General features: G+C 70.6%; 16 protein-coding genes and 1 pseudogene. 9 read left to right on the top strand and 8 right to left on the bottom strand.

Annotated elements, in window-relative coordinates; genetic code table 11:
- Positions 1 to 57: 57 nt before the first annotated feature.
- The 3 genes from Aau02nite_RS23840 to Aau02nite_RS23830 all read left to right on the top strand — a co-directional run bounded on the left by Aau02nite_RS23840 (position 58) and on the right by Aau02nite_RS23830 (position 3,302).
- The gene (locus tag Aau02nite_RS23840) at positions 58 to 822 is read left to right on the top strand and encodes a GNAT family N-acetyltransferase (RefSeq protein WP_212990777.1); all 765 of its coding nucleotides are present in this window, start codon (positions 58 to 60) and stop codon (positions 820 to 822) included.
- A 125-nt stretch (positions 823 to 947) separates the two neighbouring features.
- The gene (locus Aau02nite_RS23835; protein ID WP_212990776.1) at positions 948 to 1,571 is read left to right on the top strand and encodes a helix-turn-helix transcriptional regulator; all 624 of its coding nucleotides are present in this window, start codon (positions 948 to 950) and stop codon (positions 1,569 to 1,571) included.
- Positions 1,572 to 1,853: 282 nt separating this feature from the next.
- Entirely contained in the window at positions 1,854 to 3,302 is a 1,449-nt protein-coding gene (locus Aau02nite_RS23830; protein ID WP_212990775.1) for an amidohydrolase family protein, read from the top strand.
- Between the two features lie 443 nt (positions 3,303 to 3,745).
- On the opposite strand, the gene Aau02nite_RS46640 is transcribed toward Aau02nite_RS23830, so the two are convergent.
- A complete protein-coding gene (locus Aau02nite_RS46640; RefSeq protein ID WP_345478724.1) occupies positions 3,746 to 4,921 on the bottom strand; it encodes a class I SAM-dependent methyltransferase in 1,176 nt (391 codons plus the stop codon).
- A gap of 209 nt (positions 4,922 to 5,130) precedes the next feature.
- Here Aau02nite_RS46640 and Aau02nite_RS23820 point away from each other — a divergent pair, with 209 nt between their 5' ends.
- On the top strand, positions 5,131 to 6,171 hold the full coding sequence (locus Aau02nite_RS23820; RefSeq protein WP_212990774.1) for a sodium:calcium antiporter: 1,041 nt from the start codon (positions 5,131 to 5,133) through the stop codon (positions 6,169 to 6,171).
- A 156-nt stretch (positions 6,172 to 6,327) separates the two neighbouring features.
- Positions 6,328 to 6,600: a GlsB/YeaQ/YmgE family stress response membrane protein gene (locus Aau02nite_RS23815; RefSeq protein ID WP_212990773.1), complete on the top strand. Its 273-nt coding sequence runs from the start codon at positions 6,328 to 6,330 to the stop codon at positions 6,598 to 6,600.
- A gap of 644 nt (positions 6,601 to 7,244) precedes the next feature.
- Here Aau02nite_RS23815 and Aau02nite_RS23810 read toward each other — a convergent pair.
- Entirely contained in the window at positions 7,245 to 8,039 is a 795-nt protein-coding gene (locus Aau02nite_RS23810; protein ID WP_212990772.1) for a phosphatase PAP2 family protein, read from the bottom strand.
- Between the two features lie 53 nt (positions 8,040 to 8,092).
- Entirely contained in the window at positions 8,093 to 8,566 is a 474-nt protein-coding gene (locus Aau02nite_RS23805; protein ID WP_212990771.1) for a hypothetical protein, read from the bottom strand.
- A 419-nt stretch (positions 8,567 to 8,985) separates the two neighbouring features.
- Between Aau02nite_RS23805 and Aau02nite_RS23800 the strand changes: the two are divergent.
- Together Aau02nite_RS23800 and Aau02nite_RS23795 are read left to right on the top strand one after the other, a co-directional pair.
- Positions 8,986 to 9,114: pseudogene (locus Aau02nite_RS23800) on the top strand (transposase); the annotation flags it as partial.
- 448 nt (positions 9,115 to 9,562) lie between these two features.
- Positions 9,563 to 10,951 carry a GGDEF domain-containing protein gene (locus Aau02nite_RS23795; RefSeq protein ID WP_212990770.1) on the top strand — a complete coding sequence of 463 codons (1,389 nt, stop codon included), beginning with the start codon at positions 9,563 to 9,565 and terminating at the stop codon, positions 10,949 to 10,951.
- A gap of 237 nt (positions 10,952 to 11,188) precedes the next feature.
- Here Aau02nite_RS23795 and Aau02nite_RS23790 read toward each other — a convergent pair whose 3' ends face one another.
- Both Aau02nite_RS23790 and Aau02nite_RS23785 read right to left on the bottom strand, forming a co-directional pair.
- Positions 11,189 to 12,724, bottom strand: coding sequence for an AMP-binding protein (locus Aau02nite_RS23790; protein ID WP_212990769.1), 1,536 nt, complete (start codon positions 12,722 to 12,724; stop codon positions 11,189 to 11,191).
- Positions 12,725 to 12,747: 23 nt separating this feature from the next.
- Positions 12,748 to 13,959, bottom strand: coding sequence for an acyl-CoA dehydrogenase family protein (locus Aau02nite_RS23785; protein WP_212990768.1), 1,212 nt, complete (start codon positions 13,957 to 13,959; stop codon positions 12,748 to 12,750).
- Positions 13,960 to 14,031: 72 nt separating this feature from the next.
- On the opposite strand from Aau02nite_RS23785, the gene Aau02nite_RS23780 reads away from it, so the two are divergent.
- Positions 14,032 to 14,700, top strand: coding sequence for a TetR/AcrR family transcriptional regulator (locus Aau02nite_RS23780; RefSeq protein ID WP_212990767.1), 669 nt, complete (start codon positions 14,032 to 14,034; stop codon positions 14,698 to 14,700).
- Here the strand turns inward: Aau02nite_RS23780 and Aau02nite_RS23775 are convergent.
- Both Aau02nite_RS23775 and Aau02nite_RS23770 read right to left on the bottom strand, forming a co-directional pair.
- Positions 14,678 to 15,538, bottom strand: a complete 861-nt coding sequence (locus tag Aau02nite_RS23775; protein ID WP_212990766.1) for a MaoC/PaaZ C-terminal domain-containing protein — start codon at positions 15,536 to 15,538, stop codon at positions 14,678 to 14,680. The genes Aau02nite_RS23780 and Aau02nite_RS23775 overlap by 23 nt on opposite strands.
- 1 nt (position 15,539) lies before the next feature.
- Positions 15,540 to 16,868: a 3-oxoacyl-ACP reductase gene (locus tag Aau02nite_RS23770; protein WP_212990765.1), complete on the bottom strand. Its 1,329-nt coding sequence runs from the start codon at positions 16,866 to 16,868 to the stop codon at positions 15,540 to 15,542.
- 51 nt (positions 16,869 to 16,919) lie between these two features.
- Between Aau02nite_RS23770 and Aau02nite_RS23765 the strand changes: the two genes are divergently transcribed.
- Entirely contained in the window at positions 16,920 to 18,197 is a 1,278-nt protein-coding gene (locus Aau02nite_RS23765; protein ID WP_212990764.1) for an acetyl-CoA C-acetyltransferase, read from the top strand.
- A gap of 15 nt (positions 18,198 to 18,212) precedes the next feature.
- On the opposite strand, the gene Aau02nite_RS23760 is transcribed toward Aau02nite_RS23765, so the two are convergent.
- Entirely contained in the window at positions 18,213 to 18,725 is a 513-nt protein-coding gene (locus Aau02nite_RS23760) for a hypothetical protein (RefSeq protein ID WP_212990763.1), read from the bottom strand.
- Between the last annotated feature and the right edge of the window lie 158 nt (positions 18,726 to 18,883).

The following is an 18,883-nucleotide window of genomic DNA, read 5'->3' as shown; positions in this document are numbered from 1 at the left end:
CTTGCCCGGGACACCTCCGGAGCCCTCCGGACCGCACCTCGGACATCGGGAGTGGTGATGACGCCGAGCACGACCTATGACGTCTGCGATACCCCGCCTCAGCTGCTGAACAACCGGCACTACTGGCTCGGCTACGGTCACCTGTATCGGTTGGACGACCCCGACGTGACCATGTATCGCAGTGGTGTCGCACACCCGCTGCTCAACGGCGTTCTGCGCGTCGCCCGGGGCGGCTTCGCGCGGGCGAGGTCGCTGGCCGCGTCGTTCGGTGACCTGCCGTCGACGTGGTGGATCGGCGAGGACAGCTATCCGGGGCTCGCCGACGACCTGGTGGCCGCGGGCGGCACACAGGTCGCCACGATGCCGGTGATGGCCGCCCGGGTGGACGCCGTGCCGGACCAGCGCGCGGTGCCGGGCCTCACCATCGAGACGGTGCCGGCCGCCGGCCTGCGGGAATGGGTCAGCACGTACGCCCCGTCGATGGGTGTCGCCCCCGACCAGCAAGAGGCGAGCCTGGCCATGGAGGCCGGGCACGCCGAGACACCGGCGCACCTCGTCCGGTTCGCCGGCCGTGTCGACGGCGAGGTCGTCGGCACCAGCGCGTTGCTGGACCGGGCCGGGGTGGGCGGCATCTATCTCGTCAGTACCACCGAGGCCCACCGGCGCCGGGGAATCGGTGCAGCCCTGACCGCTGCCGCCGTCGCCGAGGCGGGCAGGCGGAACCTGCCGATGGTGACGCTGCAGGCCAGCCGGCTGGGGGAGCCGGTCTACCGGCGGATGGGCTTCACGACCGTCGCGCACTACCGGCTCTTCACGCTCTGAGTCCTCCGGTGTGACCGTCGGACGGCGAAGCCGGCGCTCCTGTTCAAGGAGGCGGTCCTGTCGGACATTTCTGCGGGAAGGTCCTGCCGTGTCGGGAGTACCGGCAGGACCGGAAAGGAACGGCAGTGGAGCAGACCCGGATCGCCGTCTGCGGTGACATCCCCCTGAGCCGGGCGGGGCTGGTCACCTATCTCGACGCACAGTCCGGCTTCGCGGTCCTGCCGGACGGCCGGCTCCACGAGGCCCAGGTGATCGTGGTCAGCGCGGAACGGCTCACCACCGGCGTCGTCGCACGGCTGCGGGAGGCGGCTCGAAAGATCGGCGTACCGGTCGTCCTGCTCGTCGACGAACTCAGCGAGGCTGAACTGCTCCTCGCGGTGGAGTGCCGGGTGGTCACCGTCCTGCCCCTGCGCTCGGTCACCGCCGAGCTGCTGGCGCGCAGCGTCCAGGTCGCGGTCGCCGGGGGAGGCATGATGCCGCCGAAGCTGCTCGGCGACCTGGTGCGGCATGTCCGGCATCTGCGGCAGGAGCCTTCGGGGCCGTACGGTCTGGGCGCCGCCGGACTGACACCTCGCGAGATCGACGTGCTCCGCCTGCTCGCGGAAGGCTTCGACACCGGCGACATCGCCAGCAAACTGTGCTACTCGGAGCGCACCGTGAAGAAAGTCGTCTCCGCTGTGACCAGGCGTTTCGATCTGCGCAACCGGCCACACGCCGTGGCGTTCGCGTTGCGGGCCGGTGTGATCTGAGCGGCGATTTCGTACCGTCGTCGCCCGGAGTGATCGTCCGATGGGGGCTGTCGTCCCGGCTGCCGCGTCTCCCAAGTCTTGAGTGATCCGCGTCAACACCTGTGAGGGACCAGCAGTGAGCAAGAGGGTCGCGCTGACGGTGGCTTTCAGGGCAATGCTGAGCACTCAAGGTGGTGCCGCGTCCACCGGTGCATGAAGCTTCATCCATGGACGTCATACAGTCGAGCAGCCGCCCTGGCGCATCGCAGGCCCTCTTGAACAGCCACACTCTGGGGAGTTCCTGTGCCTGACATCCCGCAGCCGATCGACTCCGGACAATCCGGACGCCGCTACTTGATCCGCGGCGGGGCCGTGATGTCGATGGACCCGGCCGTCGGCAACTTCGACGTCGCCGACGTGCTGGTCGAGGGCAGCAGAATCGCTGCGGTCGGCCCGGGTCTCGACGTACCGGACGCGGACGTCATCGACGCTCGCGGGCGCGTGGTCATGCCCGGTTTCGTGGACACTCACCACCATCTGTTCGAGACCGGGCTGCGTGCGTTCCTGCCCAACGGACTGCTGTTCAACGACGGTTCCGGCTCACCCAGTGCCGATCCGTCCTACATGGACCACATCATCGGCCGCTTCGCCCCGGCGTACCGGCCGCAAGACGTGCACATCAACATGCTCTACGGTCGGCTGGCCCAGCTCGACGCCGGAGTCACGACAGTGCTCGACACGTCGCAGATCCACCACACCCCAGAGCACAGTGACGCCGCATTCCAGGCGCTTACCGACGCCGGCGCGCGAGCCGCCTTCGGCTACTGGCCGGGCGACGGCCGCCCCGAGTCGCGGTTCCCGCAGGACGTCCACCGTCTCCGGGAGCAGTACTTCTCCTCGGACGACCAACTGGTGACCATGGTGATGGGCGGCGAGATCGCCTACGGTCACGAAGCCATCACCGCCACCTGGACGATCGCCCGGGACCTGGACCTGCTCATCGCCGCGCACGCATTCTCGATGATGATGCGGTCGACACTGGAGGACCTCGCCCGCGGTGGCGGTGGCACCGGCGCCGACCTCGGCTTCGGCCCGGACGTGCTGCTCATTCACATGACCGACGTGACCGACACGGTGTGGCCCGCGGTCCGCGACGCGGGTACCAGGGTGTCGCTCGCCGTCCCGATCGAGATGGCCATGCGGCACGGCACACCACCGCTGCTGACGATGCAGAAGTTCGGCCTCGAGCCGTCGCTCAGCTCCGATGTCGAGACCACGATGGCCGCCGACCCGTTCACGTTGATGCGCTCCACCATGACGCTGCAGCGCATGCTGGTCAATCAGATGGTCTTCGACCAGGGTGATCTCACGCCGCAAAATTTCTGGCCGACGCCGGTGTCGGGCACTCCGGAGTTGCTCCTCGACCGCGACGTGCTGCGTTTCGCCACCGTCAACGGCGCCGAGCATCTGCGTCTGGGCGGCCGCACCGGCTCACTCACGCCCGGAAAGGAGGCGGACATCGTGCTCCTGGACGGGACCGCGCTGAACACCGCGCCGATGAACAGCGTGCCCGGGGCCGTGGTGACGCTGATGGACCGCACCAACGTGGAGACCGTGATCGTGGGCGGCAAGATTCGCAAGTGGAAGGGGACGCTGCTCGACGTGGACCTGTCCCGCCTCCGTGGCGATCTTGAGGCGTCCCGCGACCACCTCTTCGAAGCCGCAGGAGTTAAACGCACCCTCTTCCCCTAGCCTGTGCATCCACGTCTGCCGGGTCTTCGCGGCCCTACGGTGGAAGCATGGCCCCCACACGGATCCGTCTCGTCGGCGCTCATGAGATCCGCATCCGCCTCGGCGAAACCAAGTCGGTGAAGACCTACGCTGCGGGCGCCTCGATCGCGGACATGACTCGATCGGCTGCGCCACTACGTCCAGCGGGTCACGCCGTCCTGCCTGTTGTGCCAGTCGTTGAGGTACTTCGGATCAGCCTGCTGTCTTGCTGCACCCGGATGAAGTCGTCATGGCTCGATGCGGCGAGCCGCCGCATCGAACGAGCGACGCAGGAGCGGGTCCCGATCCGTTGTGGATGTCGCACCTCACCAGCTTGGGCAGTCAAGTGGCCCTCCAGGCGGCCGCAGCGGTGTGCCGGACGGTCATGCAGCGCCGTCATGCAGGCGTGCCTGGCCGCTTGGTGACTACGAGGCTTGCAAGTAGGCCAGGTGCAGCCCCTTGCCGACCGCCACGGTCTCCGCGGCGAAGCGTCCGTCCGCAGCGATCAGGCGCAGAACACCGGCCACCTCGTCCGGATGGGAAAGCACGTTGTCGATGGCCAGCAAGCCGCCCGGGCGCAGGACACGGGCGGGGTGTGGCCACCAGCGTGTGTACTCGACGCGTTCGGCGTCCAGGAACAGCAGGTCGACGCTGGCGTTCGCGCGGCCGACCAAGAAGCGTCCGCCGTCTGCGATCTCTCGCTGGACGCTCACCGCCGCCCGGTCGAGGTTCTCCACGACGCCCGGCCATTCCTCGACGTCGACGGTGGTCACGTGCCCGCCGGTGTCCCGGGCGGCGGCGGCCAGCCAGATTGCGGAATATCCGTTCGATGTGCCGATCTCGACGATGTCGCGGGCGCGGGCGATCCGCAGGACCAGCGTGAGCAGGGCGGCGGTCGCCGGCTCCAGGTTCCGCAGGCGGCGCCGCCGGTCCGGCTCGGCCGTGTCGTGCGCACGGCCCTGCTCGAACAGTTCGGACAGCAGGGTGCGAAGCCGGTCATCCACGTCTCGCATTGTCGCAGAGCGACCCGTGGAGCGCGGCGGGCGCGGCCGTCCGGCCTCAGCGTCCCTGGCCGAGCTTGACGCCGTAGCGGTGCTGGGCCAGCCGGTATTCCTCCAGACGCGGACCATCTCGTCGTCCGTCTCCTCCTGGGTCGACCGGATCGGCGTGCCAGCCGGGGATCGCCGGATGGCCAGGATGGTGGCGGTCCCGGCCAGCACGATGGAACCGGTGCTCAGCTGGGTGAGCGCGGCCAGGATGAGCCAGGTCCACCGGTCGGCTTGTTCCGGGGTGCGAAGTTTCGGGGTGGTCCAGCCCAGGCTCTGTTTGGCGAAGCGGAACGTGTGCTCAATGTCGAACCGGCGCAGATAGGCCCGCCAGACCCGGTTCAGGTCCAGGCTCGCCGGGTCGTCGCCGTGCCACCACAGCCACACCGTCTTCGGTTCCCGGTCACGGCGGCCGGGCAGCCGGGACACGCGCAGCCGGATCAACGTGCCCTCAACATTGGACAAGGCTCCGCCGGGTTCGCGGTAGGTGCGCTGTTTGGGGTGCAGCTGGTGCCAGGCGGCCACCGTCACCTGGCCGTAGACGTCGTCGGTGATCTCGAGGGCGGCATCCGGCCGCGGCCAGGTCGACGGATCCGCGCAGGCGACCTTGGCGCCGTGCCGGCGCGGCGCACTTCTACGGCATGCGATCTGGCGTGGTGGGCACTGATTAGAGGCTGCTTCCCATTGAAGGGTGGAGTTGGCCGTGCCGGTGTGGAGTAGGCCGTGGGGGTTGGCGCCGCGTCGGGCGGGTAACGGTCAGGCCCATGCCTGATCTGTTCGCCACGCCGTGGCCGTTGGGGACCAGTGTCGCGGTGTTCGCCATCGCCGGAATCTTGACGGTCGTGGCGAGTATTCGTCTGGTCGGGCTGGGTGACACCCTGGCCGATCGCACCGGCTGGGGTGAGGCGTTGTTCGGGGCGGTGTTCTTCGGGCTTGCCACGTCGCTGTCCGGCATCGTCATGACGGCGGTGACCGCCGCCGCGGAGCAGCCTCAGCTGGCCTACAGCAACGCTGTGGGCGGCATCGCCGCGCAGACCACCGCTCTGGTGGTCGCTGACGCCTTCTATCGCAGGGTGAATCTGGAACACGCGTCGGCGTCGCTGTCGAACCTGCTGTTCGGCTGCCTGCTGATCGCCCTGCTCGCGCTGGCGTTGCTGGCGACCTTCACACCGGACGTCACCGTCGCCGGTATCCATCCCGTGTCGCTGGTGATGGTCGGCTGTTACCTCGGCGGGATCAGTCTGGTGCGCCGCTCGGATGCCACCCCGATGTGGAATGCCGTCGACACCAGCGAGACCCGCACAGACGTCCCGCAACAGCAGGATCCGCTGGAGCGGCACTCCACACGGGCGCTGTGGGCTCAGTTCACCGGAGTCGGTGTCGCGGTCGCTGCGGCCGGCTGGGCGGTAGGCACCGCCGCCGAGGGCATCGTCGAGGTCACTGGTCTGCGCGCCGGGTTCGTCGGTGGTGTGCTGATGGGTCTGGTCAACGCCCTGCCGGAGACGGTTACGGCGGTCGCGGCCGTGCGCCGCGGCGCGCTGACCCTGGCGGTGGCGGCAATCCTCGGCGGCAACTGCCTGGATGCGCTGAACTTGGTCATCGGTGACGTCGCCTTCGGCGGGGGGTCGCTGTATCACGCGGCCGGAGCCGACGAGCTGTTCGTCACCGCGGCCGGGCTGTTCATGACCGCCGTGGTGTTGTCCGGGATGCTGGTGCGCCAGTCCCGGGGCTGGGGCCGCCTGGGCTTCGAAGGGGTCCTGCTGCTGGGCAGTTATGCCGCCATCGTCGCTGTCCTGGCCACCTGAGCTGCGATGCGGGCGGCCGGGTCCGGCGGCGCAGGCGTTGGACTGTGACGGTCTCATGACAATGCACCCGAACGGCGGCCTGGCGCGTTTGACGTATGCAGAGAGTCGGGCAAGGGAGGGGCGACAACGGACGCGGATACTCGAGGAGCAGACAGCGTGGAAATCTCCGGCATCATCACCGCCCTCATCATTGGTCTGATCATCGGCGCACTGGGTCGACTCGTCGTCCCCGGCAAGCAGAACATCCCGATCTGGCTGACCCTGGTCATCGGTGTGGTCGCCGCGTTCCTCGGGACCTTGATCGCCGCTGCCGTCGGCGTTGCCGAGACTCCCGGCATCGACTGGATCGAACTGGCCCTGCAGATCGGCCTCGCTGCGGCCGGCGTGGCGATCGTTGCCGGCGCCAAGGGCCGCAGCCGGGTCCGATAGCGCGACGGCACCTCATCCCGCGTACCGCGCTCGGTCGACTCGGCAGGTGCTCCGGCCGGCGGCACCCTGAGCGGTCCCGCCGGCGGGAGCCCGTGACGGGTCTACGAAGGCGCGGCTCAGCTGACCAACGAGATTGGGCGTACGAAGGCGGCAGCGGACGGCAGCACCCGAGCGGTGGTGACCGCGCTGGGGGCCGAACCTGGGCATCGCGGTGAGCAAGTTCGTGGGTGCTCGATGCCGGGTCGACCGCTTCGCCGGCGACCTGGGCGGTCACGCCGGTCATCTGCTCGGCACCCGACCACGACGACGACGCCGGCCCGCCGATCGGCGGGCCGGCGTCGTCGCAGCCGCCTCAGTACCGCGGCCGTCTCAAGGGGACAGCAGGAGTCTGAGCTGCTGGGCAGTGGCTACCAGGTGTCGGCGCGGCGTAGGCGTCTTGGGCAGCGGTCGGGGTCGTACAGGAGCCGGTAGGGAGGGGTGGCCCAGGCGCGGGTGAAGGCGGACAGCGATTCGGGGTCAGCCCACGACCCTCACGCAGCAGGTCCGCCGACCGGGTCACCACGGTGACGACGTCCGGGTGGGGGCAGCTCCAGCGTCAACTTCATGTCCGGGCACAGGGCGCCGACGAGCCGCCCCCGACCGGCTCACCAGCGAAGCCGCCGGACCAGAACAGCAATCGACGGTACGACGACAGCGACGAACAACCATCCCCCGACCACGTCACTGGGCCAGTGCACAACCAACGCGACCCGGCTGATCCCGACCGCGAGCGCCCACCCGGCGGCGACCGCGACCAGCAGGACCCGGGCCCATTGCGCACGCAGCAGCGGCCAGCAGATCAGCACCGCGACCAACGCGGCGGTCGCCGACGCCGTGGTGTGCCCGGACGGGAACGACCAGCCCGACGACGGGGCGAGCCGGTCGGCGGGACGTGGCCGGTCGATGCTGGTGAGCACGAGCCATCGCAGGCCGGCGGTGCCCAGCATGGCCACGACCAGCATGAGCGCCTGCCACCACCGGTGCCGCCAGATCAGCAGCAGGGTGGCGACTGCCGCGACCGGGGTGATGGTGGTGGTGTTGGCGGTCCAGGTCACCGCGTACATGACCGACCGCCAGGCCGGATGCGCGAGCGCCGCGTCGTAGGCGCCGGCGCTGACCCAGGCGTCGAACTGGACCAGCGGGCCGAAACGCTGGACCACCGCCAGGGTCAATAGCAGGAAAGCGGCGGCGGCCCCGGCCACCAGCCACCAGATCGGGCCACCGGCGGGCCGGCGCAGCGGGACGACGCCGACCTGGTGCGGGGCTGGGGCTGGTGCTGGTGGATCGTGGCGCACGGTCACCCTCTCCTGCTCGCTACTTCTTTTGGCGGCTTTGCGTTCCATCCCGGCGATGACGCGGTCGATGACGGTTTCGCGTTCGAACTCTGAGCCGATAGCCAATGTTCGGTGTTGGCCCCTCCCAGTCGTTGGCGCTTCGCGCTGGCAAGGTTCTGCTACCGGGCCCCGCAGCAGACCCGCCGCGTCCCCTCTTCGACCTCGGCGCCGGCCACGCCGGTCTCGCCGGAACACCGCCAGCCGAGACCAGGGGTCTTCGCGTCCTGCTCGCGCACCGCGGCAGCGCCGCCCGGCGGCACCGCCCACACGACGGCGTGGTGCGCGATGGCAACGTTCTCCGGTGCGAATCGGGTCCCGGTCAGGAACACCGTCTTGGTCAGACCCGGATCGATCATCTGGCACCGGTACACGTCCGAGCCGCCGTCCTCCGGCAGCGCGGGCGTGTAGGCCTCGGCCATCCTCATGTCGAGGAACCGCTCGCCCGCGTGCGCGCTGTGCGGGCCGGCCGCGGCAGGCCCCGCACTGTTGTCGGAGTGCGACCCGCAGGCAGCGACAGGGAGCGCCTCGCCAGCGCCCTGGTGGCCGCCCCGAGCTTCAACCGCCCGGGCGGCGCTTTCCTGACGGTGCTGCATCGACTGCCATCATGAGCCTCCTACACGCGGGTTACCTCGCTTAGCTGACGCCGACTTCATACCGAGCGAATCTGAGACGACCCTTAAAAAGCTCCTAACACGATCTCCTGAAACCCTGGTAAATAAGGGGTTCGGATGGTCAGTCTCATGGTCGAGCTCGATGAGAGATGCTCGGGTCCGGCGTGGTGGAGTGACACGAGGAAGGGCCTTCGGTGCGAGCAAGGGTGACTAGCCAGAGCTCGAACTCCGAAGGCCCAACCCTGTCTGTGTACCTTCCCGCCGGGACGGCTGCATCGACCACCCCGGCCACCCTCGTTGACCACCTACCATCGGCCAGGCCCCGGCACTACCCGTCCGACACCAGCGACGCCGAATGGGCCGTGCTCGCCCCGCACATACCCGCCGAGGCCGTCGCCCGGTCCGGCCGCGGCTACGACGCCGGGAAGAAAGTGAACGGCCGCAAACGGCATATCGCGGTCGATACGTGCGGGCTGCTGCTCGCCGTCCTGGTCACCGCCGCCGGCGTGCAGGACCGCGACGGCGTCCGGCCGTCCATGGGTTCGGTCGGTGACTCGTACGACAACGCGCTGATGGAGAGCTTCTGGTCGACGCCGAAGATCGAACTGGTCTACCGCACGAGCTGGCGGACCGCGACGAGGCTGAGAACGCGATCTTCGGATACGTCGACGGCTGGTACAACACCCGCCGCATCCAGAGAGAACTCGGCTACCTGAGCCCCGACGAAGACGAGACCGCTGGCACGCCCGGACCGAAACAGATAACCTCACCACTGCCTCGACCGGAAGCAGGTAGCCACCGCTCCGTGGAAGCGGGGGGAACTCAGGCCGACGGGAGTCGTCGGCAGGCCGTGTGACCTATCCCGCGCGTACGTAGCCTCAAGTCGAAGTCTCGGCCGTCGATGGCAGCGACGTGATGCTTCTTCGTGGGCGGCCGTTGTGGCAGCGGTGGCTTCTGTGCGGCGGCGTGGTCGGCGCTGTGTATCTGGCTCTCCCGTCGAACAATCCGTGGGCGTGGGGGCTCTACAACGTGTTCGGGTTCGCCGCGGCGGTCGCCATCGTGGTCGGGGTCCGCCGCAACCGACCGCGCCGGGCCGGACCGTGGTACTGGTTCGCCGCGGCGCTGGCCCTTTGGGCGGCCGGCGACGTCGTCTACCAGGTGCAGTACTTCGTCTGGGACTGGCAGACCTTCCCGGCCCCGGCCGACGCGCTGTACCTGCTGGCTTACCCGATGTTCGCGACCGGCGCCTTTCAGCTCATCAAGGGCCGCATCTCCGGTCGTGACCGGGCCGGCCTGCTCGACGCGGCCATCGTCTCCACCAGCCTGTCGCTGTTGTGCTGGTCGTTCCTGATGCGGCCGATCGCCGCCGACGAGTCCCTCAGCGTGATCGAGCGGCTGGCCTCCCTCGCCTACCCGGCGGGAGACCTGTTGCTGCTGATCATGGTGGTGCGGCTGATCACCACGCCGGGTGCCCGGACCGCCAGCTACCGCCTGGTGATCGCGGCGCTCGCCGCCGAGTTGGTCAGCGACATCGGCTACGCGGTGGTGAACCTGTTCGCCACCTACAGCGACGGCATTCTCGACGCCGGCTGGATCGGCATGTATCTGCTCTTCGGCGCCGCGGCCCTGAACCCGTCGATGCGGGCACTGTCGGAGATCGCACCGGACCGGGCGGAAAGGTTCACCACGGGGCGTCTCACCCTGCTGGCGGTCGCTTCGCTGCTGGCCCCGCTGGTCCTGACGGTGCAGGGTCTGACCACACCGGCCAACATCGACTGGCCGGCCATCGCGCTCAGTTCGGTCGTGCTGTTCCTGCTGGTACTCGCCCGGATGGCCGGCCTGATCTCCCGCGTCCAGGACCAGGCGGCCCAGCTGCGCGCGTTGGCCCACAACGACGCGCTCACCGGGGTGCCGAATCGCCGAGCCTGGGACCTCGAGCTCAGCCGGGAGATGGCCAAGGCGGTCCGCAGCGGTGAGCCGGTCGTCGTCGCCCTCATGGACATCGACCACTTCAAGCGGTTCAACGACGCCCACGGCCACCCGGCCGGCGACCGGCTGCTCAAGGAGGCCGCGGCCGCCTGGCGCGACCAGCTGCGTACCGCGGACCTGCTGGCCCGCTACGGCGGCGAGGAGTTCGGGGTGGTGCTGGTCGGCCAGTCCCTGGAGACGGCGATCGCCGTTCTCGACCGGATGCGTGCGGTCACCCCCCACGGCCAGAGTTTCTCAGCCGGTGTCGCGCTGTGGGACGGCCGGGAAATCCCCGAGCAGTTCGTCGCCCGGGCGGACGAGGCGCTGTACCGGTCGAAGCACGCGGGCCGCAACCGGGTCACCGCCGCCGCGCCAGTAGCGACAGCACGAGCCAGTTGAGCCTGATGGTGGCGGCAACGTGCGGCAGGTCGTGCACCCGGACGGTGGGTAGCGCCCGGCGTCCGCGGCGAGGCGGCGCAGCTGGTCGAGCACGTACTGCGGCCGCAGTGGTTGCCCGTCGGGCCGGGCGAAGACCAGGTTGAGGTTCTCGTACTGACCGGGCGCGGCGCTGGCGCAGGCCGATCTTCGCCGCGCTCGACGCCTGTCACGACGGCGTTCGCGACTGTTGACGGCGGCTCAGCGGGGCAGATCGCGGGTCAGGACCTTGCCCGTCGCGTTGCGTGGCAAGGACGGGAGAAACACCACGTCGCGCGGTACGCAGAAGCGGGCCAGGTGACGGCGCACATGGTCGCGGACCTGCTCCGGACCGAGGATCTCACCCGGCTGCGGCACCAGGTACGCGGCCAGCCGCTCGCCGTACCGGGCGTCGGGCACGCCGATCACCGCCACCTCACGAATCTGGGGGAGGCCGGCGAGCAGGTTCTCCACTTCGGCGGGGAAGACGTTCTCGCCGCCGGACACGATCATGTCGTCCTCGCGGCCGTCGACGAAGACCCGCCCGGCCGCGTCGAGGTGGCCGAGGTCGCCGGTGGCCAGCAGGCCGTGGTGCCGTTCCCGGGAGGTGCCGTTGGAGTAGCCGTCGAAGAGCATTTCGTTGCCGACGAAGAGCCGCCCGACCGTGCCGGTGGGTAGCGGCCGGCCGGCCTCGTCGAGCACCACAGTCCGGGTGCCGTGCGGCGGCCGGCCCGCCGTGTTCGGCGCTGCCCGCAGGTCGGCCGGGGTAGCGATGGATGCCCAGGACACCTCGGTGGAGCCGTACACGTTGTAGAGGACGCCGCCGTACCGGTCCATGAACCGGGTGGCCAACCCGCCGGGCAGCGCGGATCCGCTGACGGCGACCACCCGCAGCGGCGGGCGGCGGCCGGCCGGGACCTGCTCCATCAGCTGCTGCAGCATCACCGGGACGGCGATCATGGCGGTGCACTGTTCCCGCACCATCGCGGCCGACACGGCGACCGGCTCGAAGCGGCGGCGCAGCACGACGGTGGCCCGCAGCGCCAGCGCGATCTGCAGGCCGGCGTACCCCCAGGTGTGGAACAGCGGCGCGGCGATCAGCACGCGGTCGCCGGCGCGCAGCGGGATCCGGTCGATCATCGAGCACAGCGGGCCGAACCCGCCGGGCGTACGCCGCAGGGCGCCCTTGGGCACGCCGGTGGTGCCGGAGGTCAGCACGATCGTCCGTCCGGCGTGCTCCGGTGGGGTCAGCTCACCGGGCGGGGCCTCGTTGATCAGTTCGTCGAGCCGCGCCGCGCCGATGCCGTCGAGGCCCTTCGGCAGCTCGAACTCGTCGTCGTGGATCAGCGCCCGCAGCTGCTGCTCCCGGGCGACGGTGCTGAGCTGAGGTCCGGACAGCCCGGTGTTGATCAGCACCGCGTCGGCGCCGAGCGAGGTGACCGCGACCAGGGTCTCGATCATGGCGGCGGAGTTGCGGCAGAGCACTCCGACCCGGTCGCCGGGCTCGACGCGGACCGTGCCGCGCAGGGCGCGGGCCAGCCGCCCGGCCCGCTCGAGCAGGTCGCGGTAGGTCACCGCGCGGCGCTCGTCGACGACGGCGACCCGTTCCGGGTCGCGGGCGGCGGCCTGCCGGAGCTCGCCGGCGAGGCCGAAGCCCCACCGGCGCAATGCGGTGAGCTGCCTGATCAGGTCGGCCGGTGGGCCGGGACGGAGCAGCCCGCGCCGGGCCAGGGTGGCGAGGACGAACGGGACGGCCATACCGGTGCACCTCCAGGGACGGGTCAGCGGATCGGCATCCCGGAGATCGCGCGGGAGATGACCAGCCGTTGGATCTCGGAGGTGCCTTCGAAGATGGTGTAGATCTTGGCGTCGCGGTACATCCGTTCGACCGGGTGGTCGCGCAGGTAGCCGGCGCCGCCGAGGATCTGCACCGCCTTCTCGGTCGTGGCGACGGCCACCTCGCCGGCCTTCAGCTTGGACATCGAGCCCTCTCCGGCGGTGAACGGCCGGTCGTTGCGGCCCATCCACGCGGCCCGCCAGACCAGCAGCCGGGCGGCGTCGATCTCCATCTTCATGTCCGCCAGGGCGAACGCGATCGCCTGGTTCTCGATGATCGGCCGGCCGAACTGCACCCGGTCCTTGGCGTAGCCGAGCGCGTACTCGTAGGCGGCGCGGGCGATGCCGATCGCCTGGGCGCCGACCGCTGGGCGGGACAGCTCGAACGTGCGCATGGCGGCCTGCCGGCTGGCCCGCTGTCCCGAGCGGGCGCGGGCCAGGCGCTCGTCGAGGGCCTCCTTGCCGCCGAGCAGGCAGCTGCCGGGCACCCGGACGTCGTCCAGAAAGACGTCCGCGGTGTGCGAGGCCCGCAGACCGAGCTTCTTGAGTTTCTTCGTCCCGACCAAGCCGGGCGTGCCGGGCGGGACGATGAACGCGGCCTGGCCGCGCGAGCCGAGCTCCGGGTCGATCGAGGCGGTGACCACGTGGATGTCGGCGATGCCGCCGTTGGTGGCGTACGCCTTCTGCCCGTTGAGGACCCACTCGTCCTTGGCCTGGTCGTAGACGGCCCGGGTGCGTATCGCGGCGACGTCCGAGCCGGCCTCGGGCTCGGTGGTGCAGAACGCGCCGACCTTCGGGTCGGCGGCGTCGCCGAAGCACTGCGGGACCCACTCGACGAGCTGTTCGGGAGTGCCGGAGCCGTAGATCGCCGCGACCGCCAGCGAGGTGCCGGAAATCGCCATGCCGATCCCGCCGTCACCCCAGAACAGCTCCTCGTTGGCCAGCGGCAGCGACAGCCCGGTCGGATCGGACCACATGTTGATCAGAAACTCGAAGCCGTAGAGACCGATCTTGGCCGCCTCCTGGATTACCGGCCACGGGGTCTCCTCGCGTTCGTCCCACTCGGAGGCGGCCGGGCGGACGACGCCTTCGGCGAAGCCGTGCACCCACTCGCGCAGATCACGCTGCTCCTCGTTCAGATCGAGCCAGAACTCCACGGCAGATCAGCCTTTCCTCGGAGAAACCTACTGGCGCGTTAAGTTACGGCGGGGATGCGTAGTCTGACAAGGGTGTCGACCACTCGCACCTTCAAGCGACTACCCCGTGAGATCCGTGAGCAGCAGGTGCTCGACGCCGCGGTGCGGGTCTTCTCCCACCACGGCTTCCACACCGCGTCGATGGACGAGATCGCTGAGGTCGCCGGCGTCTCCAAGCCCATGGTCTACGCCTACCTGGGCACCAAGGAAGAACTGTTCATCGCCTGCCTGCGCCGGGAGGCCACCCGGCTGATGGAGGCGATCGCCGACGTGGTCGACCCCACCCTCGGCCTGAGCGACCAGCTGTGGTCGGGCCTGCGGGCGTTCTTCGCGTTCGTCGGCGCACACCGCGACGGCTGGGCCGTGCTCTACCGGCAGGCCCGCGGGCAGGAGCCGTTCGCCGCCGAACTGGCCGCCATGCGCCGGCGCATCGTCGACGTGATCGCTGACATGCTGGACCGGGCCGTGCGGGCCGAGGGGCGCCAGATCCACGGCATTGATCTCGAGGTCAGCGCGTACGCCCTGGTCGGTGCCGGGGAATCGCTCGCTGACTGGCTGGCCGATCACCCGGACGCCGACCCGGACAAGACCGCCGGCCGGCTGATGAACGTCGCCTGGCTGGGCGCCGCGCAGCTGCTCCGCGGCGATGTCTGGGCCCCGGGCGGTTCCGAGCCGCCGGTCACGTCCCGGGACGCGGCGTGACCCCGGCGACCGAGCCGGTCAGGTGGGGGCGGCCGGAGTCCGCCGCACGCAGGGCGAAGTCCCAGCCGCCGCCGGCGGTTCGCGCCGCGGCGAAGTCGACCGCCGCCGGCAGCAGGACGGGCAACTTGAAGGCGACATCCACGCTGTAGGCCGGCGGCAGCCGCCCGTCGAGGGCGGCGAGACATCGTGCCTTGGTCCACATCCCGTGCGCGATCGGGCGGGGGAAGCCGAACAGGCGCGCGCCCAGCCGCGAGGTGTGGATCGGGTTGTGGTCGCCGGAGACGGCGGCGTAGTCGCGACCCGCCCGGACCGGGACCCGCCAGCGCGCGGTGGCGGCCGGCCCGGGTGGTCGGTCGCCCCGGCTGCCGCCGCCCTCGCCCGGTCGATCTTTGCGGAGGTACGTGGAGACGCCGCGCCACACCTCCTGCCCGTCGACAGTCGCCGAGCTGATGACGTCGAACTGCTGTCCCCGGCCGTGCGGGCGGAGGTCGGCCGCCCGCACGGACAGGTCGAGCCGGCTCCCGGCGTCGATCGGCCGGCGCACCGTGATCCGGTTCGCGACGTGCACCAGGCCGGCGAGCGGGAACGGGAAGTCCGGAGCGGACATCAGCCGCATCGCGAGCGGCCCGGCCAGCACGTGCGGATAGGTGGCCGGCAGCGCGTCGGCGAGTCGGAAGCCGCAGACCCGGTCGTAGCGAACGAGATGCTCGGGGTCGATGACCGCCTCGCGGCGGATCACCATACGGTCGGGCAGCGCGGTGCCGCGGCGGCGGGGGAGCAGGCCAAGAGCGATCCGGGCGTACGAGGGTCCGGGCCGCCCGGTCAGATCAACCACCATCTCAAGCTCCCACCAGGCTCTGGCCGCAGACTCTGACCACGGTGCCGGTGACCGTGCCGGAGCCGGGCGAGGCAAGCCAGGCGATGGTCTCCGCCACGTCGATCGGCAGGCCGCCCTGCGCCATGCTGTTCATCCGCCGGCCGGCCTCGCGCAGCAGCACCGGCATCCGGGCGGTCATCGCGGTCTCGATGAAGCCGGGCGCGACCGCGTTGATGGTGATCCCCCGACCGGCCAGGTCCGGGGCGCACGACTGCACCAGGCCGATCAGGCCCGCCTTGGCGGTGGCGTAGTTGGTCTGGCCCCGGTTGCCGGCGATCCCGGCGATCGAGGCCACGCCGACGATCCGGCCACCGTCACCGATCAGCCCGCGCTCCACCAGGACGTCGTTGATCCGCTCCGGGCCGGCCAGGTTCACGTCGAGCACCGAGTCCCACCGGGCGGCGTCCATCCGGGCAATCGTCTTGTCGCGGGTGATCCCGGCGTTGTGCACCACGACGTCGACCCCGCCGGTCAGGTGGGCGGCCAGTCGCTCCCCGGAGTCCGGCGCGGTCAGGTCCAGTTGCAGGGCCCGGCCGCGTACCTCGTTGGCCACGTCGGCCAGAGCGTCGCCGGCGGCCGGCACGTCCAGCGCGATCACCTCGGCGCCGTCGCGGGCCAGCACCCGCGCGGTGGCCGCTCCGATGCCCCGGGCCGCTCCCGTGACCAGGGCGGCCTTGCCGGCCAGCGGCCGGTCCCAGTCGGCCGGCGCGGTCGCCGGGCCGGCGCCGACCCGGATCACCTGACCCGAGACGTACGCCGAACGCCCGCTGAGCAGGAAGCGCAGTGTCGACTCGATGGCCTCCTCGCCGCCCGGTGCCACGTAGACGAGCTGCGCGGTGACACCGCGACCGAACTCCTTGCCGATGCTGCGGACCAGCCCTTCCAGCGCACGCTGCGCGGTCGCCTCCCGTGCCGGGCCGCACAGCTCGGGCGCGGTGCCCAGCACCACCACCCGGCCGGAGCCGAGCACCGAGCGGGCCGCCGGGTGGAAGAAGTCGTAGAGCGCCCGTAGCCCGGCCGAGTCGAGGATCCCGGTAGCGTCGAAGATCAGCGCGCCGTGGCGGGTGCCGCCCGCAATGGCGCCGCGCACGTCGGTGCCGGCCCGGTCGAGCAGGTCGCGGACCGGGCAGCCCAGCCGCCCGCCGGGCGCCGCACCCAGCAGCACCGGTCCAGGCGCGAGGGGAGCACCCGGGTCGTGGCGGCGCAACCGGGGCGGATCGGGAAGCCCCAGCCGCCGCACCACGGTTCGGCCCAGGCCGGTGTTCGTGAAGCTCGCGTATGTGTCACCCATGCGAGTAACCTACTCGCCAGTAGATTACTGACAAGCTCCCGGAGGAGTGCCGTGCAGAACACGCGCCGCGTCGCCGTCCTGGGTGGGAACCGGATCCCGTTCGCCCGGTCCGGCAGCCGCTACGCCCACGCCACCAACCAGGACATGCTGACCGCCGCCCTGGACGGGCTGGTCGCCCGGTTCGGGCTGGCCGGGCAGCGGGTCGGCGAGGTGGTCGCCGGCGCGGTGCTCAAGCACTCCCGCGACTTCAACCTCACCCGCGAGGTCGTCCTCGGCTCCCAGCTCGACCCGCACACCCCGGCGTACGACATCCAGCAGGCCTGCGGCACCGGGCTGGAAGCCGTCATCCTGGTCGCCAACAAGATCGCGTTGGGTCAGCTGGAGGTCGGTATCGCCGGCGGGGTGGACACCACCTCGGACGCGCCGCTGCAGCTCAACGAGGACATGCGGCGGGCGCTGCTGGAGCTCAACCGGGCCCGCAGCCTCGGCGCCCGGCTCCGAGCCGCCGCCAAGCTCCGTCCCCACCAGGCCTTCCGCCCGGAGATTCCGCGCAACGCCGAGCCGCGCACCGGGCTGTCGATGGGCGAGCACGCCGCCCTCACCGCGTTGCGCTGGAACGTCGACCGCGAGTCGCAGGACGCCCTGACCCTCGCCTCGCACCAGCGCCTCGCCGCCGCGTACGACCGGGGCTTCTTCGACGACCTGGTCACGCCGTACCTGGGGCTGACCCGGGATCAGAACCTGCGCCCGGACACCGACCTGGACCGGCTCGCCGCGCTCAAGCCGGTCTTCGGCGCCCGCGGGGCCACCATGACCGCGGGCAATTCGTCGCCCCTGACCGACGGTGCGTCCACCGTGCTGCTGGCCTGCGAGGAATGGGCGCAGGCGCACTCGCTGCCGGTGCTGGCCTACTTCACCGACTGCGAGACCGCCGCCGTCGACTTCGTGCACGGCGACGAGGGACTGCTGATGGCACCCACGTACGCCGTACCCAGGATGCTCGCCCGTCATGGCCTGACCCTGCAGGACTTCGACTTCTACGAGATCCACGAGGCGTTCGCCTCGCAGGTGCTGGCCACGCTGGCCGCCTGGGAGTCGCCCGAGTTCAGCAAAGAACGGCTGGGCCTGGACGCTCCGCTCGGCTCGATCGACCGGGACCGGCTCAACGTCAACGGCTCATCGCTGGCGGCCGGCCACCCGTTCGCCGCGACCGGCGGCCGGATCGTGGCGAACCTGGCCAAGCTGCTCGCCGAGAAGGGCTCCGGCCGTGGCCTGATCTCGATCTGCGCCGCCGGCGGCCAGGGCCTGGTCGCCATCCTGGAACGCTGACCTCGCCCAGCGGGGTCAGCCGCAGCTGGAGGTCCGCGCCTCCCCGTTGAAGGTGTCGATGTTCTCCACCTTCCAGGATCCGTCCTGGCGCACCGCGTTGACGGCGAACATCGCGCCCGCGGTGGAGGTCTGTTTCGTGGCGGTGCTGGTGTCGCTCTGGGTGGCGAAGACGAGCACTCGCGCCCGGTTGCCGGTCAACATCTGCACCCCGCTGTTGGTGACCGTGACCGTGACGACCAGCCGCTGCTGGGGCGCATGTTGCCGGACCACCGCGAACAGCTGGTCGTACTGGCAGACAGCCTTACCGGTCAGCAGGCTCCGGGCCGCCTGCTGGGTCTTGTCGAGGTCGTTGTAGTTGTACGAGAAGAGCGTGTTGACCGCGGTGACGACCTGACCGTTCGCCTCGCTGGTGGCGGCGTTGTCGGTCAGCGCGATGTTGGTGCCCGCCGCGGCGCGCACCTGGTGTGCCTGCTGGGCGAACCACGCGGCCAGTCCACTCAGGACCACAGCGCACGCGCCGAGCACCAAGACCTGTGTCCTGGGCCGCCGAAGGGCAGATTGTGCAGCCGGGGGCTCCGGTTGCGTCGCCGAGGACTCCGGTTGCGCGGGTGGGGGTTCCGGTGGCGGGGTGGGATCGGTGAGCGGCCGGCGTCGCACCATCCGCCGGGAAACGGTCCGCCGAGGTG

This window comes from Actinoplanes auranticolor, from assembly GCF_018332655.1.
GTDB classification, from domain to species: domain Bacteria; phylum Actinomycetota; class Actinomycetes; order Mycobacteriales; family Micromonosporaceae; genus Actinoplanes; species Actinoplanes auranticolor.
Note: the sequence above shows the minus strand (reverse complement) of the source record. Positions and strands in the feature narration are given on the sequence as shown.

Bases quoted from the DNA above. Each gene is read 5' to 3' on its own strand.
- Aau02nite_RS23805 (WP_212990771.1), bottom strand. From the start codon at position 8,566: ATGCAGCACCGTCAGGAAAGCGCCGCCCGGGCGGTTGAAGCTCGGGGC.
- Aau02nite_RS23820 (WP_212990774.1), top strand. From the start codon at position 5,131: ATGCCTGATCTGTTCGCCACGCCGTGGCCGTTGGGGACCAGTGTCGCG.
- Aau02nite_RS23790 (WP_212990769.1), bottom strand. From the start codon at position 12,724: ATGGCCGTCCCGTTCGTCCTCGCCACCCTGGCCCGGCGCGGGCTGCTC.
- Aau02nite_RS23775 (WP_212990766.1), bottom strand. From the start codon at position 15,538: ATGGTGGTTGATCTGACCGGGCGGCCCGGACCCTCGTACGCCCGGATC.
- Aau02nite_RS23770 (WP_212990765.1), bottom strand. From the start codon at position 16,868: ATGGGTGACACATACGCGAGCTTCACGAACACCGGCCTGGGCCGAACC.
- Aau02nite_RS23840 (WP_212990777.1), top strand. From the start codon at position 58: ATGACGCCGAGCACGACCTATGACGTCTGCGATACCCCGCCTCAGCTG.